The 23,696-nt window shown below is 58.1% G+C and carries 16 protein-coding genes, 1 tRNA gene and 1 pseudogene; 10 read left to right on the top strand and 8 right to left on the bottom strand.

The features are described 5' to 3' along the window. The first annotated feature begins 5 nt into the window (after nt 1-5). Complete coding sequence (plsY, locus tag RGM3321_RS09235) at nt 6-575, top strand: glycerol-3-phosphate 1-O-acyltransferase PlsY (RefSeq protein WP_004660108.1); 570 nt, start codon at nt 6-8, stop codon at nt 573-575. Between the two features lie 35 nt (nt 576-610). Here plsY and tsaD read toward each other — a convergent pair whose 3' ends face one another. Further along, on the bottom strand, nt 611-1,636 hold the full coding sequence (tsaD, locus tag RGM3321_RS09230; protein WP_230016965.1) for a tRNA (adenosine(37)-N6)-threonylcarbamoyltransferase complex transferase subunit TsaD: 1,026 nt from the start codon (nt 1,634-1,636) through the stop codon (nt 611-613). Between the two features lie 198 nt (nt 1,637-1,834). Here tsaD and rpsU point away from each other — a divergent pair, with 198 nt between their 5' ends. From rpsU to RGM3321_RS09205, 5 genes are all read left to right on the top strand, one after another. Further along, nucleotides 1,835-2,050 (top strand): 30S ribosomal protein S21, encoded by a 216-nt coding sequence (gene rpsU / locus RGM3321_RS09225; protein WP_002551877.1) that lies wholly within the window; start codon nt 1,835-1,837, stop codon nt 2,048-2,050. Between the two features lie 508 nt (nt 2,051-2,558). After that, a complete protein-coding gene (dnaG, locus tag RGM3321_RS09220; RefSeq protein ID WP_244392767.1) occupies nt 2,559-4,514 on the top strand; it encodes a DNA primase in 1,956 nt (651 codons plus the stop codon). Nucleotides 4,515-4,581: 67 nt separating this feature from the next. Continuing rightward, complete coding sequence (rpoD, locus tag RGM3321_RS09215; protein WP_003411788.1) at nt 4,582-6,432, top strand: RNA polymerase sigma factor RpoD; 1,851 nt, start codon at nt 4,582-4,584, stop codon at nt 6,430-6,432. 265 nt (nt 6,433-6,697) lie between these two features. After that, a complete protein-coding gene (locus RGM3321_RS09210; protein ID WP_244392766.1) occupies nt 6,698-9,187 on the top strand; it encodes a bifunctional diguanylate cyclase/phosphodiesterase in 2,490 nt (829 codons plus the stop codon). A 15-nt stretch (nt 9,188-9,202) separates the two neighbouring features. Next, nucleotides 9,203-9,279 (top strand) — tRNA-Ile (locus RGM3321_RS09205). A gap of 109 nt (nt 9,280-9,388) precedes the next feature. Here the strand turns inward: RGM3321_RS09205 and msrA are convergent. From msrA to RGM3321_RS09170, 7 genes and pseudogenes are all read right to left on the bottom strand, one after another. Further along, nucleotides 9,389-9,895 (bottom strand): peptide-methionine (S)-S-oxide reductase MsrA, encoded by a 507-nt coding sequence (msrA, locus tag RGM3321_RS09200; RefSeq protein ID WP_099266135.1) that lies wholly within the window; start codon nt 9,893-9,895, stop codon nt 9,389-9,391. Nucleotides 9,896-10,298: 403 nt separating this feature from the next. Beyond that, a pseudogene (locus RGM3321_RS09195) lies at nt 10,299-10,886 on the bottom strand (4'-phosphopantetheinyl transferase superfamily protein); the annotation flags it as partial. After that, nucleotides 10,883-14,908, bottom strand: a complete 4,026-nt coding sequence (locus RGM3321_RS09190) for a Pls/PosA family non-ribosomal peptide synthetase (RefSeq protein ID WP_244392765.1) — start codon at nt 14,906-14,908, stop codon at nt 10,883-10,885. The gene RGM3321_RS09190 and the pseudogene RGM3321_RS09195, both read right to left, overlap by 4 nt. Nucleotides 14,909-15,235: 327 nt before the next feature. Then, nucleotides 15,236-15,739 carry a GNAT family N-acetyltransferase gene (locus RGM3321_RS09185; protein WP_244392764.1) on the bottom strand — a complete coding sequence of 168 codons (504 nt, stop codon included), beginning with the start codon at nt 15,737-15,739 and terminating at the stop codon, nt 15,236-15,238. A 118-nt stretch (nt 15,740-15,857) separates the two neighbouring features. Beyond that, nucleotides 15,858-17,153: a M20 family metallopeptidase gene (locus tag RGM3321_RS09180; RefSeq protein WP_244392762.1), complete on the bottom strand. Its 1,296-nt coding sequence runs from the start codon at nt 17,151-17,153 to the stop codon at nt 15,858-15,860. 302 nt (nt 17,154-17,455) lie between these two features. Further along, nucleotides 17,456-18,682, bottom strand: coding sequence for a type II toxin-antitoxin system HipA family toxin (locus RGM3321_RS09175; protein WP_244392760.1), 1,227 nt, complete (start codon nt 18,680-18,682; stop codon nt 17,456-17,458). Then, complete coding sequence (locus tag RGM3321_RS09170) at nt 18,682-19,005, bottom strand: helix-turn-helix transcriptional regulator (protein ID WP_193601240.1); 324 nt, start codon at nt 19,003-19,005, stop codon at nt 18,682-18,684. The genes RGM3321_RS09175 and RGM3321_RS09170 overlap by 1 nt, the downstream gene beginning before the upstream one ends. 311 nt (nt 19,006-19,316) lie before the next feature. Between RGM3321_RS09170 and RGM3321_RS09165 the strand changes: the two genes are divergently transcribed. The 4 genes from RGM3321_RS09165 to RGM3321_RS09150 all read left to right on the top strand — a co-directional run bounded on the left by RGM3321_RS09165 (nt 19,317) and on the right by RGM3321_RS09150 (nt 23,497). Continuing rightward, complete coding sequence (locus RGM3321_RS09165; RefSeq protein ID WP_244392758.1) at nt 19,317-20,384, top strand: FUSC family protein; 1,068 nt, start codon at nt 19,317-19,319, stop codon at nt 20,382-20,384. A 10-nt stretch (nt 20,385-20,394) separates the two neighbouring features. Then, entirely contained in the window at nt 20,395-20,856 is a 462-nt protein-coding gene (locus RGM3321_RS09160; RefSeq protein ID WP_244392755.1) for an Lrp/AsnC family transcriptional regulator, read from the top strand. Between the two features lie 151 nt (nt 20,857-21,007). Beyond that, nucleotides 21,008-22,687, top strand: coding sequence for an NAD(P)/FAD-dependent oxidoreductase (locus tag RGM3321_RS09155; protein WP_244392754.1), 1,680 nt, complete (start codon nt 21,008-21,010; stop codon nt 22,685-22,687). 15 nt (nt 22,688-22,702) lie between these two features. After that, nucleotides 22,703-23,497, top strand: coding sequence for a carbon-nitrogen hydrolase family protein (locus RGM3321_RS09150; protein WP_244392750.1), 795 nt, complete (start codon nt 22,703-22,705; stop codon nt 23,495-23,497). Nucleotides 23,498-23,696: the final 199 nt, after the last annotated feature.

Genomic DNA, 23,696 nt, shown 5'->3' with positions numbered 1-23,696 from the left:
TTAGCATGTTTTGGTTACTGGCCACCTTCGCCTACCTGCTTGGCTCGCTGTCCTTCGCCATTCTGCTCAGCCGCCTGAGCGGCAGGCCAGACCCGCGCGCCAGTGGCTCGGGCAATGCCGGTGCTACCAACATGCTGCGTCTGGCCGGAAAAAAACTGGCCATCCTGACCCTGCTAGGCGACCTCTGCAAAGGCCTGCTGCCGATCCTGATCGCCAGCGCCTGGAACCTGAACATCGCGCAACAAGGCTGGATCGGCGTCTGTGCAGTGCTGGGCCACCTGTTCCCAGTGTACTTTCGCTTCCGTGGTGGCAAAGGGGTCGCAACAGCCGCCGGCGTGCTGCTGGGGCTGTACCCGCCGGCAGCCGCCCTGGCGATAGCGGCCTGGCTGCTGACGCTCTACCTGACGCGTACCAGCTCGCTTGCCGCCCTGATTGCCACACCGCTGACCCTGCCATTACTGGCATGGCAAGAACCTCATGCGCTGTTACCGATGAGCGTGCTGACACTGCTCATCGTCTGGCGCCATCGCGGCAATCTACGCGACCTGCTCGCCGGGCGCGAACGACATTTCTGAAGGGCAACCTGAAATCATTTCACCCTCGTCCGCCTTCACAGCCCTGGTAACTGCTCCATGGGCCAACGCGCCTGCACGCTGATGCTCAAATCTTCCTTCTGCCCTGCCTGCAAACGCTGACAGCCGGCAAAGGCGATCATTGCGCCATTATCGGTACAGAACTCGGGCCGTGCGTAGTAAACATTGCCGCGCAGGTCGCCGAGCATGCTTTCCAGCGAAGCCCGCAGTGCCTTGTTGGCACTGACGCCGCCCGCAATAACCAGGCTTTTGAGGCCGGTCTGTTTGAGCGCACGCTTGCACTTGATGGTCAAAGTCTCCACTACCGCCTGCTGGAACGCCAGAGCGATGTCGCAGCGGGTTTGCTCGCTGTCGTCTCCAGCGCCCTGACATTGCTGCCAGGTATTGAGCGCAGAAGTTTTCAAACCGCTGAAACTGAATTCCAGCCCGGGACGATCGGTCATTGGCCTGGGAAAGACAAAACGCCCCGCCACGCCCTGCATCGCAGCCTTGGAAATCTCCGGGCCGCCTGGATACTGCATGCCCATCATCTTGGCGGTCTTGTCGAACGCCTCGCCTGCTGCATCATCCAGCGTCTCGCCCAGCAGTTCGTACTGACCGATACCATCGACGCGTACCAATTGCGTATGACCACCGGACACCAGCAACGCGACGAACGGGAACTGTGGCGGGTTTTCTTCCAGCATCGGGGCCAACAGATGGCCTTCCATGTGGTGAACGCCCAACGCCGGGATATCCCAGGCGAATGCCAGCGCCTGAGCGCATGAGGCACCGACCAGCAATGCACCCACCAGACCCGGTCCGGCCGTGTAGGCAATGGCGTCGATGTCAGTGGCCACACAGTCAGCCTGCGCCAGTGTCTGGCGAATCAGCGGCAGCATGCGCTTGACGTGATCGCGCGAAGCCAGCTCCGGCACCACACCGCCGTAGGCACGATGCAGGTCGATCTGGCTGAATAATGCGTCCGCGAGCAAACCGCGTTCGCTGTCGTACAACGCGACACCGGTTTCGTCGCAGGAGGTTTCTAATCCCAGTACTAGCATGGGGTTGCGCCTTGTAGGGGGCAGATTTGAAGGCGCGCATAATAGTCGTCGACCGAGGTGCCGACCAGCGGTTTTCGATCAGAGGCTTTGCATTCCTCTCGATGAGGGGTTAACATCCGCAACCCTTAAAAACCGACGTACTTTTGTGCAGTGTTTGCACTAAGCGTTGACCCCGGTAATGAATGAAGGTAGCTCTGGATGCCAGCCGTCAAAGTTAAAGAGAACGAACCCTTCGACGTAGCTCTGCGTCGTTTCAAGCGCTCCTGCGAAAAAGCCGGTGTTCTGGCTGAAGTTCGTAGCCGCGAATTTTACGAGAAGCCGACTTCGGAGCGTAAGCGCAAGGCAGCAGCTGCTGTCAAACGCCACGCCAAGAAAGTCCAGCGCGAACAGCGCCGCGCCGTTCGTCTGTATTAATTTACAGACCTTCGTCGCAAGCTTCTGCCTTGCCCGGCCAACCAGCCGGGCTGTCGGCAGTTCCAGCTTCGCTTTTTTTGCGTTAACTGGATTGCGCGTTAGCTAGATTGATTGATCTCGTTCAGGCCGCCGATGCGACTCAGACATTCAATCAAGCACGTCCAGCCTGTTCACAGGCTACATTGGTCATGCCCACTCGGGCAGCAGACGGCCGATGACAAGACGAGTATGCCTTGATGACTTCGCAAGAAGCTCAGCCAAGGCAGCGTCTTCCGTGCACCCAGGCTTATGTATCCGGGTTTTGTCACACTCAGGTGGACACCCAGCGTGAAGCCTTCTGACCTGTCCGCAGGCTCAAGTTTATTTCCTTTCAGACCTACACCGCCCATCGGATGCAAAGACGTGCCCGTTGATTGCTCACGTCTTCAAAAAAGACGGCTGACAGGCTGACGGAACGCTCGTAGAGTCTCCCGATACTTTTGCACCACGCTTGAATGATGAGAACGCCATGGCCGGGCTGATTCCCCAGAGCTTTATCGACGACCTTCTGAACCGCACCGACATTGTCGATGTAGTCAGTTCGCGCGTGCAGCTCAAGAAAGCCGGGAAGAATTACACCGCCTGTTGCCCTTTCCACAAAGAGAAAACACCCTCTTTCAGCGTCAGCCCGGACAAACAGTTCTATTACTGCTTCGGTTGCGGCGCTGGCGGCAACGCGCTTGGCTTCATTATGGACCACGACAATCTGGATTTCCCCCAGGCTGTTGAGGACCTCGCCAAGGCCGCCGGTATGGAAGTGCCTCGCGAACAGGGCGTAAAAGGCCAGAAGCCCCGCCAGCCAACCGATTCCCCGCTCTACCCGCTGCTGACCGCAGCCGCCGAGTTCTATCGCCAGGCCTTGAAAAGCCATCCATCGCGCAAGGCAGCAGTGGATTACCTCAAAGGCCGCGGGCTGTCCGGTGAAATCGCCAGGGACTTTGGCCTGGGCTTCGCCCCTCCCGGCTGGGACAACCTGTACAAGCACCTGAGCAGCGACTCATTGCAGCAAAAGGTGATGATCGATGCCGGCCTGCTGATCGAAAATGCTGAAACCGGGAAACGCTATGATCGCTTCCGTGACCGGGTGATGTTTCCAATCCGTGATTCACGCGGACGCGTCATTGCCTTTGGCGGTCGCGTACTGGGCGATGACAAGCCCAAATACCTGAACTCGCCGGAAACACCGGTTTTCCACAAGGGCCAGGAGCTGTACGGGCTGTTCGAAGCCCGCAAATTCAATCGCAACCTTGATGAAATCATCGTCGTTGAAGGCTACATGGACGTCATCGCCCTGGCCCAGCAAGGTTTGCGCAATGCCGTGGCCACGCTGGGTACCGCGACCAGCGAAGAGCATTTGAAACGCCTGTTCCGGGTCGTGCCCAACGTGCTGTTCTGCTTCGACGGCGATCAGGCCGGACGCAACGCTGCATGGCGTGCGCTGGAAGCGACCCTGTCGAACCTGCAGGACGGACGGCGGGCGCGCTTTCTGTTTCTTCCCGAAGGCGAAGACCCGGACACGCTGGTGCGCTCCGAAGGCACCGACGCGTTCAAGGCACGCATCAATCAGCACGCGCAGCCGCTTGCCGATTATTTTTTCGAGCAACTGACCAAAGAGTCTGACCCGCGCTCGCTGGAAGGCAAGGCACACATGGCCACCCTCGCGGCGCCACTCATCGATAAAGTGCCTGGGGCGAACCTGCGCATTCTGATGCGCCAACGCCTGACCGAAATTACCGGGCTTACCGGCGAGGCCGTCAGTCAACTGGTACAGAGCGCGCCGGCGGATGCACCGCCGAGCTACGACCCCTACGTCGATTACGACGCCATGCCTGACTTTGCCGATTACCAGCCTCAAGGCGGTTATGAGCCACAGCAGGAATGGACGCCAAAGAAAACCGGCGGTCAGAATCAAAAAAAATGGGACAACAAATCCTGGGGCAAAAAAGGCAAGCGCCAGGACTTCGAACCTCGAACGCCGCGCGTACCGACCGCTGTCGAGCCGCCCATGCAGGCCGCACTGAGAACATTGCTGCACCACCCTGAACTGGCCGAAAAGGTCGAAAATGCCAGCCATTTCGCTGCAGAAGACCAATCTAACGCGCAACTGCTGGTCGCCCTTATCGAAGCCAGGCAAAAGAATCCGAACCTGCGGTCGTTACAGTTGATAGCGCGATGGCACGGGACTGAACAGGGCCGTTTGCTACGCGCCCTGGCAGAAAAGGAATGGCTGATTGAGGCCGACAACCTTGAACAACAGTTTTTCGACACTATAACTAGCTTATCCGCTCGCCAACGCGAGCGCAGTCTGGAACATCTGATCAGCAAGGCTCGTCAAACCGAGTTGAGCGCAGAAGAGAAAATTCAGCTTAGGGAACTGCTAAATCGCAATGTTCCCGCACAAACCCCGACCTCAACTGGCGCGTGAGGTCATAGCTCGGGTATAATCCTCGGCTTGTTTTTTGCCCGCCAAGACCTTCAGTGGATAGGGTGTTATGTCCGGAAAAGCGCAACAGCAATCTCGTATCAAAGAGTTGATCACCCTGGGTCGTGAGCAGAAGTATCTGACTTACGCAGAGGTCAACGATCACTTGCCCGAGGATATTTCAGATCCCGAGCAGGTGGAAGACATCATCCGCATGATCAACGACATGGGGATCCCGGTACACGAGAGTGCTCCGGATGCGGACGCCTTGATGCTGGCCGACGCCGATACCGACGAGGCAGCCGCAGAAGAAGCGGCTGCAGCGTTGGCAGCGGTCGAGACCGACATCGGTCGTACCACCGATCCCGTTCGTATGTACATGCGTGAAATGGGCACCGTTGAACTTCTGACCCGTGAAGGCGAAATCGAAATCGCCAAACGTATCGAAGAAGGCATCCGTGAAGTGATGGGCGCAATTGCGCACTTCCCTGGCACGGTTGACCATATTCTTTCCGAATACACACGTGTCACCAGTGAAGGCGGTCGCCTCTCCGATGTTCTGAGCGGCTACATCGACCCGGACGACGGCATTGCGCCGCCTGCCGAAGTCCCGCCGCCTGTCGACCCCAAAGCCGTCAAGGCCGAAGGTGCCGATGACGACGAGGAAGAGTCGGCAGACGCCAGCGACGAAGAAGACGAAGTCGAGAGCGGTCCTGATCCGGTCATCGCCCAGCAGCGCTTCGGTGCGGTTTCCGATCAAATGGAAATCACCCGCAAGGCGCTGAAGAAATTCGGTCGCGACGACAAGCACGCCATTGCCGAAATGGTTGCACTGGCCGAACTGTTCATGCCGATCAAACTGGTCCCGAAACAGTTTGAAGGTCTGGTAGAACGTGTACGCGGTGCCCTCGAGCGTCTTCGTGCCCAGGAACGCGCCATCATGCAGCTGTGTGTACGTGATGCACGTATGCCGCGCGCCGACTTCCTTCGCCAGTTCCCGGGCAACGAAGTTGACGAAAGCTGGACTGACGCACTGGCCAAGGGCAAGAGCAAATACGCCGAAGCCATTGGTCGTCTGCAGCCTGACATCCAGCGTTGCCAGCAGAAGCTGTCGGCACTGGAAGAAGAGACCGGCCTGAAAATAGCCGAGATCAAGGACATCAACCGTCGCATGTCGATCGGTGAGGCCAAGGCCCGCCGCGCGAAGAAAGAGATGGTTGAAGCGAACTTGCGTCTGGTTATCTCCATCGCCAAGAAGTACACCAACCGTGGCCTGCAATTCCTCGATCTGATCCAGGAAGGCAACATCGGCTTGATGAAGGCTGTGGACAAGTTCGAATACCGTCGTGGCTACAAGTTCTCGACCTATGCCACCTGGTGGATTCGTCAGGCGATCACTCGCTCGATTGCCGACCAGGCCCGCACCATCCGTATTCCGGTGCACATGATCGAGACGATCAACAAGCTCAACCGTATTTCCCGACAGATGTTGCAGGAGATGGGTCGCGAACCGACTCCGGAAGAGCTGGGTGAACGCATGGAAATGCCTGAGGACAAAATCCGCAAGGTATTGAAGATCGCGAAAGAGCCGATCTCCATGGAAACCCCGATCGGCGACGACGAAGATTCGCATCTGGGTGACTTCATCGAAGACTCGACCATGCAGTCGCCAATCGATGTCGCCACTGTTGAAAGCCTGAAAGAAGCGACACGCGAAGTGCTGTCGGGCCTTACCGCCCGTGAAGCCAAGGTTCTGCGTATGCGTTTCGGCATCGACATGAATACCGATCACACGCTTGAAGAGGTCGGTAAGCAGTTTGACGTTACCCGCGAGCGGATTCGTCAGATAGAAGCCAAAGCACTGCGCAAGCTGCGTCATCCGACAAGAAGCGAGCATCTGCGCTCGTTCCTCGACGAGTAATCGCATCTTTGAGTCAAACAAAACCCCCGGCCTGCCGGGGGTTTTGCGTTTCCGGGAAAAAGAAATCCAGATTTGCAGGTCCAGTCGTCAATTGATCAAATCAAACAGATGTCAGACGTCGGTCTAATTGCAGGCCCTGACGAATTGACCTACAACTATGTATCACACAGGACACAAGCGCTCTCAGTCCAGCCTTGGCCAGTGATTGTTACAAACTCACGCTACAACAATATCAGCGATAGTCAGACACGGACGTAAGCCGCATATGCGTGAAGTAATAATCGACACCAATGACCGGGAAGCGTCGTGCCTGTCCGAGGGAAAATTCGCCTCGGTCTTCGCTCAGTGCCCGGATGCCATGATCATCGCAAGCCTTGCCGACGGGCATATCATGGATGCCAATGCGGCATTCGTTGAACGGACCGGCCTCGCCCTTGACGAAGTGATCGGAAAAACGCCCACCGAACTAGACCTGTGGGCAGTGCCAGGTATAGGCCCAAAAGTTTTGCAGCAACTGCAGACAGGTAACATCCACAATCTGGAGATACCCTTTCGGCGCAAGAACGGCGAAACCTTTTCCGGGCTTATGTCCGCCCAGCCTTTCGACCAGAGCTCGACGCCAGCTGTGCTGGTCATAGTGCGTGACATCACCCAGCGCAAGCAGGCCCAGCAGCAACTTCAACTTTCCGAAGAAAAATTCGCCAAGGCTTTTCATGCCTCGCCTGACGGGCTGGCTATCACCCGCCAGCAGGACGGGATGCTTTTGGAGGTGAATGGAGGTTTCTGCCGCATCACGGGGTATAGCGAAGCGTACTGCCTTGAGCACTCGACATTCGACCTCGGCATCTGGGTGGATCTGGGCGACCGCTACAGGCTCATTGAGCAGCTGAATCGGCACGGCTCCGTACGGGACTTCAGGGCCCGGCTTCGTAATGTTGATGGCAGTATCAAACTGTGCGAACTGTCCTCGCACCCACTCGTCATCGCAGGCGACGACTGCCTGCTGACGATTGCACGGGATATAACCGAAAGCAGGCAAATGCAGGAAAAACTGCACCTCGCTGCAACGGTGTTCGAGAGCACCGCCGAGGGCGTGCTCATTACCGACACCAACCAGCGCATCAATGCCGTCAACCGTGCCTTCACTGAGATTACCGGCTACAGCGAGAGCGAAGCCATCGGCCAGACACCTCGCCTGCTCGCCTCAGGCCAGCATGACAGCGCGTTCTACGCCTCAATGTGGCATCAACTTGCAGCCGAGGGCCACTGGCAGGGCGAGATCAGCAACCGGCGCAAGAGCGGCGAGCTCTACCCAAGCTGGCTGACGATCAATGCAGTGCGCAACAAAGCCAACCTCACCACCCACTTCGTCGCCGTATTCGCTGACATCTCCAGCCTCAAGCACGCCCAGGCGCGCCTCGACTACCAAGCCCACCACGACCCGCTCACCGGCCTGCCCAACCGAACCCTGTTCGAGAGCCGCCTTCAATCAGCATTACTGCACAGCGAAGAATCCGGCAGCCTTGGCGCAGTACTGTTCCTCGATCTGGACCGCTTCAAACACATCAACGACAGCCTGGGCCACCCGGTCGGCGATCTGCTGCTCAAGGGCATCGCACACCGGCTCAAGGAGACCCTGCGCGATGTCGACACCGTCGCGCGCCTTGGTGGTGACGAGTTCATCGTTCTGTTGCCTGGTCTGCTGCAGCCCAGCGACGCACAAGCCATTGCCAACAAACTGCTAGCCTGCTTCAACACCCCTTTTGAAGCTGGCGAACATGAGCTCTACATCAGCCCGAGCATCGGTAGCTGCGTTTTCCCGACTGACGGGACCGACGTAGCAACGCTGGTCAAAAACGCCGACGCCGCGATGTACCGCTCCAAGGCCAAGGGCCGCAACCGGGTCGAAAGCTATACCAGCGACCTCACCATACAGGCCAGCGAACGTATCGCCCTTGAGCAGGAATTGAGGAGAGCGCTGGACCGCAATCAGCTGTCCCTGGCCTACCAGCCCAAAATCAGCCTTCTGACCCACACGCTGATAGGCGCAGAAGCGCTGATCCGCTGGAACCACCCAACCTTCGGCGACGTGCCGCCCGAACACTTCATACCGTTGGCCGAAGAAAACGGCATGATCCTGCAAATCGGCGAATGGGTGCTGGAGCAGGCCTGCCAGCAGATGGGCAAATGGCACAAAACCTGTCAGCCGTTCGGCCCAGTGTCAGTCAACCTGGCAGGCGCGCAACTGCGCCAGACGAACCTTGTCGAACACATCGAACAACTGCTGGCCGACAATGGCCTGGAGCCAGGCTGCCTGCAACTGGAAATCACCGAACACTTCATCATGAGCCAGACCCAAGAGGCGCTGGCAGTGCTGCACAAACTGAAGAAACTTGGCGTGCAGCTGGCCATCGACGACTTCGGCACCGGCTATTCCTCACTGAGCTACCTCAAACGCCTGCCGCTGGATATCCTCAAGATCGACCAGTCCTTCGTTCGCGGCCTGCCCGAAGACACCCACGACGCCGCCATCGTCCGCGCCATCATCGCCCTTGGGCGCAGCATGCAACTTACCGTGATAGCCGAAGGCGTAGAGAACAGCGAACAGCAGCAATTCCTGACCCGAGAGGGCTGTGAACAGATCCAGGGCTACATCATCAGCCTGCCCCTTCAACCCGAAGAATTCAGCGAGAGATTTCTTCTTATGAATCTTTCGGACGTTTCGGATAGCACAGCCGCGAAACCGCCGTTATAATCCGCGGCCTACTGAGGGCCCATAGCTCAGTTGGTTAGAGCAGAGGACTCATAATCCTTTGGTCCACGGTTCGAGTCCGTGTGGGCCCACCATACTCAAAGCCGCGCATTGCGCGGCTTTCGCGTTTCAGGATGGTATATCTCAGATACAGGTCAGCTTTTGCGCTCCCCCCTATCGCGGCCTTCCCGGTGAGATTCAGGTTCAAGCCCGCTTGGGCAACTTCCAGTTCGGCCGGATGAAGTGGCAGGTATACCCGTTCGGTATCCGCTCCAGATAATCCTGATGCTCCGGCTCCGCTTCCCAGAACTCGCTGGCGGGCTCGATTTGCGTCACCACACGCCCCGGCCATAGCTTGGAGGCGTCCACGTCAGCCGCGGTATCTTCGGCAATATCCCGTTGCTGTTCGCTCAGGTAGTAAATCGCCGAACGATAGCTCGGCCCAAGATCATTGCCCTGCCGGTTAGGCGTGCTCGGGTCATGGATCTGGAAAAAGAACTCAAGAATCTGCCGGTAGCTGATCACCGCCGGGTCAAACACGATCTCAATCGCTTCGGCATGGTTGCCGTGATTGCGGTAGGTGGCGTTCGGTACTTCGCCACCGGTGTAGCCGACTCGCGTATGCAGCACGCCGGGGTAGCGTCGCAACAAATCTTGCATGCCCCAGAAGCAGCCGCCGGCAAGGATGGCGGTTTCGGTTGGGTTGGTCATGGTCTGTCCTTGCGGTTCATGGAGACAGGGATAGTTATGGGGTGATGTCGGGCAATACCAAGCCGGACGAAGTAAAAAACAGGATCGTATTGCGGAACGAGTACACGTCCTAAAGAAGCCTTTGCCTTGCTCAGTTGCCTGCAGTTGCATCAGGATCCGCTGGTTTGTGCGCTTGAGCCAGCGTCTCTAAGGTGGTTCCGTCGCTGACAACTGAGTGATCGGATTTAGTTGACCACTACAATCAGCACCATTCAATGAACTCATTGCGATCAGGAAAAGGGTCATGCCCGTACGTAGAATCAGGCTGATCATGCCCTGCTCCGCATCTGGTTTGCGTAAGCCCTCGATTGAGGCGGCGCTGCCGAATCTGCTCGCCAAGACCTGACGGCTCAGAGCTACACACAGGCCATTCCAAAGCCACTACCCCAACCATGTTCGTCCCCAATTCAACCTCGATGCCCACGCCCTCCAGCTGCCCCACCTCTATCCATTCCCCCAACTCACGCCCATGCAGTTTCAAAAAAGCTTCTCGCTCACACCAGGCCCTGGCAAACGCGACCGAGCGTGTCGCCTCGCAAACATCCCGCAGTCGCGCACCCACATCTGGCCCGAGATAATCCTGCGCAACAACCTGCCAGTCCGGTACAGGCTAGACCTGCATCAAGTCCACGCCCACCGCTCCGTTGAGATTGATCGCAGCCAGAGAAAATCCAGCTTCGTGGCTGATGGAAAAACCGGGCTCCGGCAGGCCGTCGATCATCAATCGCGGCGCAACACCTGGAGTGCTGATGAACGTGATCGCGTCCGGGGGCAATTCGAGCCACTGCTCCACGGCTATACGCGCGCAGGTCCGAATGCGGTTTCTCGCGTCATCTCTTGCAGAGCCAGGCCTGGTGACGCAACTGACCAGCAATACACCTTGGTGCGGGAATAGCCTGGGAGGGGCAAGCTGGCCATTTTCATCAAATGTCCAGCTCGCTCCAGGCCTCATGCTTTGTCAGGTGCCGCCGGGCAGCCGGCCCAGCGACTGCTCGCGGGGATGTGTTCGCCTTTCATCACCAGGGTCAGTGGGCCAAGGTGTGCATCGTTGCCGACCACGGCGCTGCGTGGCCCCATGTACACGCGCTCGCCGATGATGACGTGGTCGATTTTCATGACCCGGTCTTCAAACAAGTGTGTTTGCGGGCAGGCACCGGCATTCAGTTCGCTGTCTGCGCCGATGCTGACGCAGTCGAATTCGGTGATGTCGGTTGTGTCCATGTAAACCCCTCGGCCAATCTTGCAGCCGAGCAGGTTGAAGGCCAGCGGCAGCCACGGAGTACCACGCAGGTAGCGCATGAAGTTTGGTGCGGCCATGCCTTCATAGAGGCTCGTGATGCCTTCCGAGAGCCATACGAATGGCGTCCACATAGGGTCAGCGCGTTTGCGATAGCGCCCCATGACCAGCCGCTTCAAGGCTGCGATCAACAGAAAGTTACCCACGCTGTAAGCCAGGCCGATTACGGCAAGGTACGCCAGCACAGCACCCCAGCGCGCTTGGTCGGCGAGTGGCATCAGGTCAAGCATCACCGTATAGCCAACCGCAATCACCACCGCGTGCGGGGTGACGATGCGTACACCTTCGACCAGACCTCGGGCCAGACGACGCAATGCCGAAGGCTTGAAGGTCAGCGATTCAGGAGCACCTCTTACCTGCTCGCGGGCTGGCAGGTGGATCGGTGGTGAGCCCAGCCAGGTATCGCCATCGGCCATCTTGCTGTTATGCGGTACACAGGAGTGGACGCCGATCAGGACGTTTTCCGGCAGCACCGTGCCATCTGGAATGTAACCGCCGTTGCCAACAAAGCTGCGATTGGATACGACTGTGGGTTGCATGGTCATCCAGCCGCCATCGATACGCTCATCGCCCAGCATCACCGCATCGGCGATAAAGGTTTCATCGCCCAGGGTCAGCATGTCCGGAATGACGCCCTGGGCGCTGGAAATCTCGGCGTCTCGCCCTACTTTCGCACCCAACAGTCGATACCAGAAGGGCGAGTACACCGTGGCATAGATGCCGGAAAGCACATTGAGGCTGGCCTCTTGAATCTGGCTGATCAGCCACTTGGCGCAGTAAGTATTGCTGTGTACCGCGTAGCGACCCGGCTTGAGACGTGGAAAGACGATCCAGCGCAATGCCGCAGACGCCAGAACAGTCGCAACGATCAGCACCGCACTGGCCGGAAACGCGAGTATGAAATAGCGAGCCAGTTGCCCCGCCGCCCCGCTGCCCTCAAACCACGGCAGCACGTGCCGGGTATCGAACCAGTCGATCAGGAAAAAAGTCGGGAAGACCGGAATGAAGAACAGCGTGGCAACCGACAGAATGCCGAGGGCAAAGAACAGTTTTTCTGCACGCAAGCGCGCACGACTTGCCACGGGCCGCGCAGGCTGACTGAGCGTGTCGAACGCGCCGACATCACGCGCAGGCGAGCCCTGCCAGATACGCCCCGCCGGAACTTCCCTGCCGTCAGCAATGGCCGATTGCGCTTCAAGATGCCCCCACGGACCGATAGCCGTATTGCCCTCCATGATCACGTAGGAACCCACACAGGCATTGTCCTGCAAGGCGATACTTCCCAGATGCAGCTGGCCCCGCTCGACGCGTGCGTTCTCGAAGCTCACGCCGTTGCCGACGCTGACCCCGTCACCGATTTCCAGCAGGTCGTGGGCCCGTACTGTGGCCCCGCCGATAATCACTTCCTCACCGATCTTTGCTCCCAGGGCGCGCAGCCACAGGGGATAAAGCGAAGAACCACTCAACAGGTAAGTCGGTGCCGACTCGACCATACGGTCGGCGGCCCACCAGCGAAAATAAGTGACGCCCCACAATGGATATATTCCAGGCTTCAGGCGACCAACGATCAGCCATTTGGCCGCCCATGCGATGAAAAACTGCAGAACGGTGGCAATCAGAAACACCGAGATAGAAGCCAGAGTCGCCAGAGCCACAGAGTCGTCAGGCGAGCCGGTAAGCAAGTGGTAGGTAAAGAACGGCGCGAGCCACTGGGTCATTCGCAGGCTGACCATTACCGGCAATGCCAGGGCCTGAGCCACGCCGCAGCGCCAGCGACGCCACGCAGACGGAGGCGTCCAGTCGACCGGGGCAGCCATTTCTTGTGGCGCTTGATCCAGCACTTCGGCAATCGCACTGATACGGCGCTGCTGGTAAATGTCGCGCACGGTGATTTGTGCAAAGCGAGGGTTCGCCCGCAAGGCCGAGGCCAAACGTGCTGCAAAGAAGGAATGCCCGCCCAGATCGGTGAAAAAGTCCGCATCGCGGCGGATCGGCATGCCAGGAAAGAGTGTGGCCAACGCAGCAAACAGTGCGATTTCGCCTTCAGTTTCAGCCACGTCGGACTCTGCGTCAGCACCCGCGGCATCAACCGTCAACGGGCGGGCCTTGAGTGTTTTGCGGTCGATTTTTCCTGACGTGAGGCGCGGCATGCTGTCGAGCAGCTCGAAATGCCCCGGCACCATGTAAGACGGCAACCGGGCCTGCAAGACCTTGCGCAACTGACTGGTGAATGTGGAGTGCGTCGATGTGTCGCAAACCAGATAAGCAATCAGTTGATCAACGCCACCCTCGTTGCGCAACAGGACGGCAACGGTACCTACGCCGGGTTGTTGCGCCAACAGCGCTTCAATCTCGCCCAGTTCGACGCGAAAGCCACGAATTTTTACCTGATCATCGGCTCGTCCCAGGCATTGTACTTGCCCTTCATCGTCGATCCGCGCGAGGTCGCCGGTCCGGTACAGGCGCGCATCGTGATAGCCGGTGGACCACGGGTTAGGCAGGAATTTTTCCTGGGTCAGCTCCGGTCTGCCCAGATAACCTTCAGCCAGACCGGGGCCGATGATGCACAGTTCGCCGACTTCGCCACGGGGCAGGAGGCTGGGTGCCAGACTGCTGCCGACCGCTGGGTCATTGGCGATTACCAACAGGCCATAGTTGGGTAGCGGCGTACCAATCGAGACCGGGCGACCACGCGACAACCGCGCCAGGCTCGCCGACACTGTGGCTTCGGTGGGGCCGTAGGTGTTGAACATTTGCCGGTTCGGCGTGGCCCAGCGGTCGACTAGCGATTCAGGGCACATCTCGCCGCCCAGATTGATCACCCGCAGGCTGGGAACATCCTCACTGAACAGCGACAGCAAGGTAGGCACCGCGTGCAAAACGCTGATGCGCTGCTCGTTCAGCAGACGCGGCAGGGTTTCGGGGTCTCCGCTGGTTTCCTTCGGGCCTATCCACAGCGTTGCGCCCACCAGATAGGCAATCCAGATTTCCTCGAATGACATGTCGAATGCCACGGAAAAGCCCTGATAAACCCGGTCGCTGGAGCGGATACCGAGTATCGCGTTTTCACTGCGCAGGAAATGGCAGATGCTGCGCTGGGAAATCAGGATGCCCTTGGGCTTGCCGGTGGAACCGGAGGTGTAGATCACGTACGCGGGATGATCGGGAAGCACACCACTGCGGCGCACCAACGCTGCGTCGGTCGGTGTCAGCAGCGCTTCGGCCATCCATACGTTCAGACCGCTACCAGCCAGCAACGAGCTCAGCGCATTACAGGACACCAGACCCACTGCGCTGGCATCGTCCAGGCATATCTGCAGACGCTCAACCGGCGTGTCCTGATCCAGAGGCAACCAAGCGGCACCCGCCTTGGCGATACCGGCCTGCATCACCAGAAGCTCAATGCCTCGCGGCAACCACAGACCAACGATGTGCCCAGGCCTTACGCCAGCCTTGATCAGCGCAGAAGCTACCTGATCAGCCTGCCGGTCCAGTTCCCCATAACTGATCCGGTGCTCGCCGAAGATCAGTGCCACTTGCTGCGGACTGCGCCGGGCGCTGGCTTCCAGCAGATCGGCCAGCACTTCCTCGCGTAGCAGTTCAGGTTGAATCGGACCGTAAATCACGTCCGTCGATTGTTCGTTCTGGCAGGTCTGCAGCAGGTTCAGGTTATTCATGGCAGCAAATATTCGCTCGTCTGAAGGAGATGCCTGAGATTTCTGGTTATGGGGTCAGAGCCGGTCCATCAGCGAGTGGCGTGCCTTTTGTGGTGACAAGGTGTCCACGATATTTCTGTTTTGATACATTTTGGCTGGAGCGCTGCAGCTCTCACCGTGGTGAAAGAGCAGGCTGGCAAGGCGAATATGGCAAAGACTGGCTGTATGAATCTTGAACAACAAAACGAAGGTGGCGGATAGCCAACAAGGCATTTATGTATCGACCTTGCAGATCGATGAGGAAAGCGCAGTTCGCTAAAGTGGATTACATCCATGACTTGGCGCGGGTTAAAGCAGACGCCACAGGGTCTCACGCGTCGCAGGATCGAAAATCTGCGACTGACGCTTCATGACGCGCCGTAACCCATCGCCAATACAATCCGTCGGCATCGGACAGAACCCATGCTGCCGAAACCATGGGCCATTCCAGGGCGGTTCGCAAAATGTTGTCAGGCTTACCGCATCAAGCCGACGCAAATGCGCGTATGCCACGACAGACGACAGCAGGCTTTTTCCAACGCCCTTGCCTGAAGCAAGAGGTTCGACCGAGATATTGTCCAGGTATAAGTCATCATCCAGTAGGCGCATGGCTACGAAACCGATGACTTCATCGCTATGCCTGTCGACAGCAACCATGACCCGGCAGGCTTCGAATCTGTCTGCGCCCAGCGGTGGGCTTTCGGCGACATGAGCCAAAGAGGGAATGATCGTATACCGCTGACGAGCCCGCACAGAGAGACGCTGCAACTGCTCCAGATCGTTGTCATGCGACAACCGCAGTTCAAATTCCATTGGGCTTTTCTCCTTGGCCGCTCAACACTGCAGGTAAGGACGGCAACACGCATCAAGTGCTGCAGCCGTCCTTGTGCTCTTCAAGCCAGGCAGGGCTCAGCGCCTGACTGAAGAACAGCTATTTGCCATAGCGGCTGATGAACAGCGCGGCGCGTTTGGTCACCACGGGCAGCGAACTCAGATCGATGGTTTCATTCTCGCTGTGGGCACCCTGCCCCCACGCGCCAAGACCGTCCAGGCTCGCCGTTACATATTTGTTCACATAGGAAATATCGGCACCACCTCTTTCCGCTGACGGAGCCGATTCCAGTGCAGGTCCATCAAGGTCCTGGCTGACCTTGCTGTAGGCTTGCAGAAGTTTGCGATTACTTTCGCGATCAGCCATGACTGGCATGATTGCCTTGATCTTCAACTCGCTATGGGTCTGTGCCAGCGAGTGACTGGCTATTTCCTGCAGTCGGGCTTCGGCAGAGCTTCGCTGTTCTTCGCTGCTGAACCGCAGGTCGCCGTGCACGGACGCTATTCTGGCAATTGTGGTTTTTCTCCCCGAGGCAGTGCCTTGTCCGCTGGACACATCTTCCTGGGCTGTGGCGCCACCCAGAATGAGCCCTGGGTTAATGGTCAAGCCTTGCTCACCGGAGAGTTTGGAGCGAATTTCATCAAGCACCCGGGCCGACTCGTACACCGCACCGAAACCGGTTTCAGGCTGAAAAATAGTCGCTGAGTGCTTGTCTATGCCGGTACTGGTCAGAAACCATTCGCTCAGCCCTCTGCGCTCGGTGATCAACTGGTTGGGCGACAAGGCGAATTCAAAGCCCAGTGCTATATCACTTCTTTTGGCTTCGGCAATCAGCCATTCTCTGGAAATTTCAGTCGGCCTGGCCGCCAGCTCTTCGTCACCAACCAGGACCACAGAGATATTCATGTCCTGCAATGCGCCGCTGTGCTTCAGCGCCTGCAAGGCGTAAAGAATGGTGACCAGGCCGCCCTTATCGTCGATCACTCCGGGGCCTTTGGCTTTTTTGCCGCCATCTATCAACGAATACTCCTGAAACTTGCTGGTGGCCGGAAACACTGTGTCCAGATGGCCTATCAGCAGGATTCGTTTCGCAGACTTGTTACCGTCATGCACCGCGACAAGGCTACCCGCATGGTTCATCCCTGCCGGCAGCTCGTGCCAACGGGTATCGAAGCCCAGCGCTTCCAACTCTGCCTTCATCAAATCCCCAACCTTGACGACACCGTCTACGTTGTCCGTGCCACTGTTGATGTTCACCAGTTTTTCAAGCAACGCGACCTGCTCGACACTGTGACTGTCGACGTACGAAGTAATGCTCTGTTCATCGAGCATCGTTCCTGCCAATGCGCCATGGCAGAAAAACAACGTCGTGAGCAGGGAAATACTTTTTTTCATGGAAGATAAACTCCGCTTGGCCATTAGTGATGACTGGGCCATTGCGCCCGGGATCTCATCAGATTGCCCACAAGGAGCGATGCTGTGCCGTCATAAGTGTCGGGAAGGCTGATACGGTTCCATTGCGCCAGCAAGTGAACCACTATGAAGGAGGACGAAAGGTAGTTGAATTTTTTCGGCCCGAAACCTTGTCTGGACGATGAGCCGAATAGCCAGCACAATCGGCTCACCTTATGAGCCGATTAAACCCGTATTCGGCTCGCCGCAAAGGCATATCCAATGTCCGAACATCTCTGGATATACTAGCGCTTCAAACGCGCTGCACTGGTCGCATCGACCGCAGCATCGAGCTCTGCACCGGCCAGAAATTGACTGTAATAGTCATGCAGCTCGGCTTCCCAGCCTGCCACTTCATCAAGAGCTGCCTCGGCTTCTTCCTTGTTCAGGGCAAAGTGGGCGTGCTGGCTGAGCAGATTGCCACGGTTAAGACGTGGCCCTTCGATACCGACTGACATGGCGAGTGCCTGAGCAGGCCCTTCGTCCAGAATTGGCAGTACGTCGTACAGCGGCGATAACCTCCAGACGCCTTCTTTCCAGATGACGGCATGGTTACGAGGATGATCGTCGGCGTTACCGACCAGTACGTTATAAGCAATGCGTCGGTACAGTTCCTGTCGGTCCTGGTCTGGCGCACCACGGCGATACAATTCATCTGCAAGTGCTGCATATTGCCAGTCCGGGTGTGTCGGGGCCTTCCACTCGGCGTCCAGCAAGGTCAAACCGCTGAGCATCGGCAGCCGGCGAAAGCGCCCGGTCGGCTCATCAAAGACGCGGTCGAAGCGCTCGACCAGAAGCGTATTGATTCTCTCGCCGCGATACAAAGAGGTGTTGGCCGCCTGAAGCCCTTTAAGCCCTGCGAACGTCATGCAGGCATGCTCCACAGAGGGCAGGTCATAATGATCGAACTTATCGCGAGGCTTGGCCAGAATCAGTTTTCTGTCACCCAGATACGTTCGCTTTGGACGAGCGCCGCCAGCGGAGGATCGCTGATCCCTGACTTTCAGCGCCTCCAATTGCTCACCACTAAGCTGGCTGTCGTAGATCGCTTCACAGGCATCGATGAAATGATCAAGCCCCTTGGCATGCAGGGCTTTGGGGGGCGTCTGGCCCAGTCCGTCCTGTGCAGTGCGAGCCAGTCCGGCCATGATGTTGCCCGCCCTGTCGCTGTTGGGAGATTTGAGCAAAAGCTGTATCGGGTCCAATGGGCCTTTTTCAACCCGATGCAACAACCGCTCCCCCCAGCCATCGGGCATAGCGTCATCGATAAAGCCCGGCACACCGCCATTTTTCGGCACGGAATAGGCCCGCGCAGACAACGGATACCTGACGGGGTCCGGCACCCAGATGTTCTCCTGCACTGCATCAGGTGAATACTGAAACGTCCCGACACCGGACTGGATCGTCAATTTGCCCAGCGTAAGCGTCTGTCCGCTGACAGGACACTCCATATAGATGTAGGCCTGAGCCATCAGAAGTCCTCCGGCTTGCTTCTGGGCAGGCGAACACGCTTACGGTCCGCGGCTTCAAGCTGTTCGACGCTAAACGACTCGTCGTCTCGCAGCCCCTGAAACAAGCGCTCTGACACACCCAGCCCCCAGACCACCAGCATGAAGTCGCGCAGCGATACGCCGTCTGCACTGCCCGCTTCGATGCGTCGAAATGTACGCAGCGAAATGCCCAGCCGCTCGGCAAGATCTACCTGGCGGACGCCCTGTTGTAGCCGGGCCTGCTTTACCAGCAGGGCAATCCGCAACAGCGTGTCGGTGCATTGAACAGGGAAAAAAGCTTTCATGAGCAGTTACCAGCGAGCAGGCGCGGGAATTCAAAGAATCACAAAGTAGCACGTTTGCAGGCTTAAACCTGTAGATAATAGATCACGAAAGTACACATTAATGACCATAAAGCCTCATATAAATGCATCTTAAAAAGTGCCGGATGTCATCCTTGCTGCATTCAGGGCGTCGTTCCTACCGCTTGAATCCACGATGTCATGTTCACTGATCGCCAACATACCCCACCCATCTCCTCTCAAAATGTGGCTTACTGAGACCTGCCATCATCCAATCAGGGAATCTCTTCCCTACCCTCGCGGTCTCTTAACGCATGACGAATTCGCGCTCTGCTTTCATACCCTCCTGGCTTCGCCCTGTTCTGCGTCCGCTGCTGGACCCGTATCGCCGTTATCGGCATGCGCGGCTTATCCACGCGGCGCGGATTGCGGTGGGCTTGCTGGTAACGATTCTGTTGACCACAGGCCTCAATCTGCCTCATGGCGAGTGGGCGTCGGTGACGATGCTGATCGTCATCGGCGGTTTGCAGCACCACGGCAACATCGGCAAAAAGTCAGTCGAGCGCGCCTACGGAACGTTGATCGGGGCTGGTCTTGGCCTGATCGTGGTGGTCCAGCAGGGCTATCTGGAAATGCCCTTGCTGACCTACGCAATGATGTCAGTGCTGTGCGGTTTTTTTGCTTATCACGCTATCGGCAAAGGCGGTTACACGGCGCTGCTGTCGGCGATAACGCTGTTTATCGTGGCCGGTCATGGCTACAACCCGATCAGTGACGGGTTGTGGCGCACCGTAGATATTTTGATCGGTATCGCGCTGGCGCTGGCCTTCTCCTTCGCCCTGCCGCTGTATGCCGTGTTTTCCTGGCGCTACAACCTGGCCAGCGGCTTGCGTGACTGCGCCAAGGTCTATGGACGTATTGTGCAAGGCCAGCCGGTCACCGCTGACGAGCATCTCAAGCTGACCGCCAGGCTCAACGCCACGATGCTGCAATTGCGCTCGCTGCTGCCGTCGGTTTCCAAGGAAGTGAAGATGTCCATGGTCGAACTGGACGCCATTCAAGGCCATTTCCGCATGTGCCTGAGCACCCTGGAAATTCTTGCCAATATTCGCCCCGCCGATCTGGATAAAGTCGCGGGCGAGTCGTTGAAGACTTCGCTGGATGGCGATTACCGGCAAATCCGTCGTCAGTTGATCGGCATGGCCCGCGCGCTGCAAACCGGCGCAACCGAGCGTCTGGTGCGCACATCGGAAAGCGCTCCCGCGCATCCGATCATTCCAGCCGAGTTGATGGGCTATCACTTGATGACTCAGCAATTGGCACAGAACCTGGACGGGCTCCAGGCACGCCTGGCCAAGACCGCCAAACGCTGGAAGTTTTAAGGAAATACCCGTGCCCGATACCCGCCCGCCCGTGCTGGACGAAATTGATCGCCAGTTGATCGCAGCGCTGCAAATCAATGCACGCGAAAGCGTCGCCATGCTCGCCCGTCAACTGGGCATCGCCCGCACCACCGTTACCTCCCGGCTGGCACGCCTGGAAAGCAGCAAGGTGATTACCGGCTATGGCGTGCGCCTCGGTCAGCGAGTGGTCAGTGGCGGATTGCAGGCGTATGTCGGCATCACCGTGCAACCCCGTTCGGGCAAGGAAGTGTTGCGGCGCCTCAGTGCCATGGCGCAGGTGCAGCAGTTATGTGCGGTCAGTGGCGAGTTCGATTATGTCGCGTGGCTGCGCACGGATTCTCCGGAGCAACTGGACCAGTTGCTGGACCTGATCGGCAGCGTGGATGGCGTGGAAAAAACCACCACATCGATTATCCTCAGCAGCAAGATCGACCGCGGGCAACCGGGATAAGCAAACCGTAGCTAGACGAAACCATACAAAATGACCAAAATTTTCGTCACTTCGCACAAATAAACAGCATAACGACGACACTTTGCGTCTTATTTACGTGCTCACCCTTCTCTAGACTGTTGTTTTTCGCCGTTGCCCATCAAGGTCCGTCATGAAGAACAACCGTCACCCTGCCAACGGCAAAAAGCCGATCACCATGTTCGGCCCCGACTTCCCCTTCGCCTTCGATGACTGGATCGAACACCCGAAAGGTCTGGGCAGTATTCCGGCTGAAAATCATGGCGCGGAAGTGGCGATTATCGGTGCCGGTATCGCCGGGCTGGTGGCGGCATACGAGCTGATGAAGATGGGCCTCAAGCCAGTGGTGTACGAAGCTTCCAAAATGGGTGGACGGTTGCGTTCGCAAGAGTTTGAGGGTGCCAAAGGCATCGTTGCCGAACTGGGCGGCATGCGCTTTCCGGTGTCATCGACCGCATTCTTTCATTACGTCGACAAACTGGGCCTTGAGTCCAGGCCCTTTCCCAACCCGCTGACCGCCGCTTCAGGCAGCACCGTCGTCGACCTGGAAGGCACCACCTATTACGCACAAATGCTCTCGGATCTGCCGGCGCTGTTTCAGGAAGTGGCCGACGCCTGGGCCGACGCACTGGAAAGCGGCTCGCAGTTCGGTGAAATCCAGCAGGCTATCCGTGACCGTGATGTGCCGCGCCTCAAAGAGCTGTGGAACAAGCTGGTGCCGCTGTGGGACGACCGCACCTTCTACGATTTCGTCGCGACGTCCAAGGCCTTCGCCAAACTGTCTTTCTATCATCGCGAGGTGTTTGGTCAGGTGGGCTTCGGCACCGGCGGCTGGGACTCGGATTTCCCCAACTCGATGCTGGAAATCTTCCGCGTGGTGATGACCAATTGCGATGAGCACCAGCATCTGATTGTGGGCGGCGTGCAGCAGGTGCCGGTCGGTTTGTGGAGCCATGTGCCCGAGCGTTGCGCGCACTGGCCCAAGGGCACCAGCCTGTCGTCGCTGCACTGCGGCGCACCGCGTCCTGGCGTAAAACGCATTGCCCGCGCCGAGAACGGAAGCTTTTCCGTGACTGACAACTGGGGCGACACCCGGCAATACGCCGCCGTGCTGACCACCTGCCAGAGCTGGCTGCTGACCACGCAGATCGAGTGCGAAGAATCGTTGTTCTCGCAAAAAATGTGGATGGCCCTGGACCGCACACGCTACATGCAATCCTCGAAGACTTTCGTGATGGTCGACCGTCCGTTCTGGAAAGACAAGGACCCGGAAACCGGCCGCGACCTGATGAGCATGACCCTCACCGACCGCCTGACCCGTGGCACGTACCTGTTCGATAACGGCGACGATAAGCCGGGCGTGATCTGCCTGTCTTACTCGTGGATGAGCGATGCGCTGAAGATGCTGCCGCAGCCTATCGAGAAGCGTGTGAAGCTGGCGCTTGATGCGCTGAAGAAGATCTATCCGAAAGTGGACATTGCAGCGCGCATCATCGGCGACCCGATCACCGTTTCCTGGGAGGCCGACCCGCACTTTCTGGGCGCCTTCAAGGGTGCGCTGCCGGGGCATTACCGCTATAACCAGCGCATGTATGCGCACTTCATGCAGCAAGACATGCCCAGCGAACAGCGCGGCATGTTCATCGCCGGTGACGATGTATCCTGGACACCGGCCTGGGTTGAAGGCGCAGTGCAAACTTCGCTCAACGCCGTGTGGGGCATCATGAACCACTTCGGTGGCAAGACTCACGCAGAGAACCCAGGCCCAGGTGATGTGTTCCATGAAATCGGCCCGATTGCACTGGGCGACTGACAGAAGGAAACCCCCATGCGCATTGCGCTGTATCAATGCTCGCCGTTGCCGCTGGATGTCAGCGGCAACCTGACGCGTCTGGAACACCAGGCCCAGGTTGCCGCAGAGCAAGGGGCCCAGCTGCTGATCTGCCCGGAAATGTTCCTGACTGGCTACAACATCGGAGCACAGGTGGTCAGTGAACTGGCGCAAGCGCAGGACGGTCCGGCGGCGACACGTATTGCCGCCATCGCGCAAGCCAGCAGCATTGCGATTCTGTACGGCTACCCGGAGCGCGGGCCTGACCAGCAGATCTACAACGCCGTGCAGTTGATCGACAGCCAGGGCACACGTCTGTGCAACTACCGCAAGACCCATCTGTTCAGTGAGCTGGACAGGTCGATGTTCGCAGCAGGCGAGGATCATTACCCGGTGGTCGAATTGAATGGCTGGCGTCTGGGCATGCTGATTTGCTACGACGTGGAGTTCCCTGAAAACACCCGTCGGCTCGCGCTGGCAGGGGCCGAGTTGATACTGGTCCCGACCGCGAACATGCTGCCTTACGACTTTGTCTGTGAAGTGACCGTACGGGCTCGGGCGTTCGAGAACCACTGCTACGTGGTGTACGCCAACTATTGCGGCAGCGAAGGCGAGATTCGTTACTGCGGGCTCAGCAGCCTCTGCGCACCGGACGGCAGCCGCCCGGTGCTGGCAGGTCAGGACGAAGGTTTGCTGGTGGGGACGCTGGACAAGGCATTGCTGGCCCAGGCCAGGACGGTGAACGACTATTTCGTTGATCGTCGGCCGGGGCTTTATGCGTCGCTGACTTGACCCTGAAGAGACCGGCACGCCTCTGGAAATAGCGCGTTTGCTTATCGTAATTCTCGTCGCTTATCGTGCCAATGCTCCGCGTTGGCATGCCGTTCTGGACGCTCTGCGTCCTCTATTTTGGAGGTTTGAGAAGCAGGCTCGCGAATGGGTCAGCTAATCCGCTAGCATGACGCTTCGCCTTGCAAAGCTTTCCGGACGC

This window comes from Pseudomonas sp. RGM 3321 (genome assembly GCF_022836805.1).
Taxonomy (GTDB): domain Bacteria; phylum Pseudomonadota; class Gammaproteobacteria; order Pseudomonadales; family Pseudomonadaceae; genus Aquipseudomonas.
The sequence above is the reverse complement of the archived record's forward strand: the minus strand, read 5'-3'. Positions and strand labels throughout refer to the sequence as shown.

Excerpts from the sequence above, each read along its gene's own strand:
- plsY (WP_004660108.1), top strand. The coding sequence starts at position 6 with ATGTTTTGGTTACTGGCCACCTTCGCCTACCTGCTTGGCTCGCTGTCC.
- tsaD (WP_230016965.1), bottom strand. The coding sequence starts at position 1,636 with ATGCTAGTACTGGGATTAGAAACCTCCTGCGACGAAACCGGTGTCGCG.
- rpsU (WP_002551877.1), top strand. The coding sequence starts at position 1,835 with ATGCCAGCCGTCAAAGTTAAAGAGAACGAACCCTTCGACGTAGCTCTG.
- dnaG (WP_244392767.1), top strand. The coding sequence starts at position 2,559 with ATGGCCGGGCTGATTCCCCAGAGCTTTATCGACGACCTTCTGAACCGC.
- rpoD (WP_003411788.1), top strand. The coding sequence starts at position 4,582 with ATGTCCGGAAAAGCGCAACAGCAATCTCGTATCAAAGAGTTGATCACC.
- RGM3321_RS09210 (WP_244392766.1), top strand. The coding sequence starts at position 6,698 with ATGCGTGAAGTAATAATCGACACCAATGACCGGGAAGCGTCGTGCCTG.
- msrA (WP_099266135.1), bottom strand. The coding sequence starts at position 9,895 with ATGACCAACCCAACCGAAACCGCCATCCTTGCCGGCGGCTGCTTCTGG.
- RGM3321_RS09190 (WP_244392765.1), bottom strand. The coding sequence starts at position 14,908 with ATGAATAACCTGAACCTGCTGCAGACCTGCCAGAACGAACAATCGACG.
- RGM3321_RS09185 (WP_244392764.1), bottom strand. The coding sequence starts at position 15,739 with ATGGAATTTGAACTGCGGTTGTCGCATGACAACGATCTGGAGCAGTTG.
- RGM3321_RS09180 (WP_244392762.1), bottom strand. The coding sequence starts at position 17,153 with ATGAAAAAAAGTATTTCCCTGCTCACGACGTTGTTTTTCTGCCATGGC.
- RGM3321_RS09175 (WP_244392760.1), bottom strand. The coding sequence starts at position 18,682 with ATGGCTCAGGCCTACATCTATATGGAGTGTCCTGTCAGCGGACAGACG.
- RGM3321_RS09170 (WP_193601240.1), bottom strand. The coding sequence starts at position 19,005 with ATGAAAGCTTTTTTCCCTGTTCAATGCACCGACACGCTGTTGCGGATT.
- RGM3321_RS09165 (WP_244392758.1), top strand. The coding sequence starts at position 19,317 with ATGACGAATTCGCGCTCTGCTTTCATACCCTCCTGGCTTCGCCCTGTT.
- RGM3321_RS09155 (WP_244392754.1), top strand. The coding sequence starts at position 21,008 with ATGAAGAACAACCGTCACCCTGCCAACGGCAAAAAGCCGATCACCATG.
- RGM3321_RS09150 (WP_244392750.1), top strand. The coding sequence starts at position 22,703 with ATGCGCATTGCGCTGTATCAATGCTCGCCGTTGCCGCTGGATGTCAGC.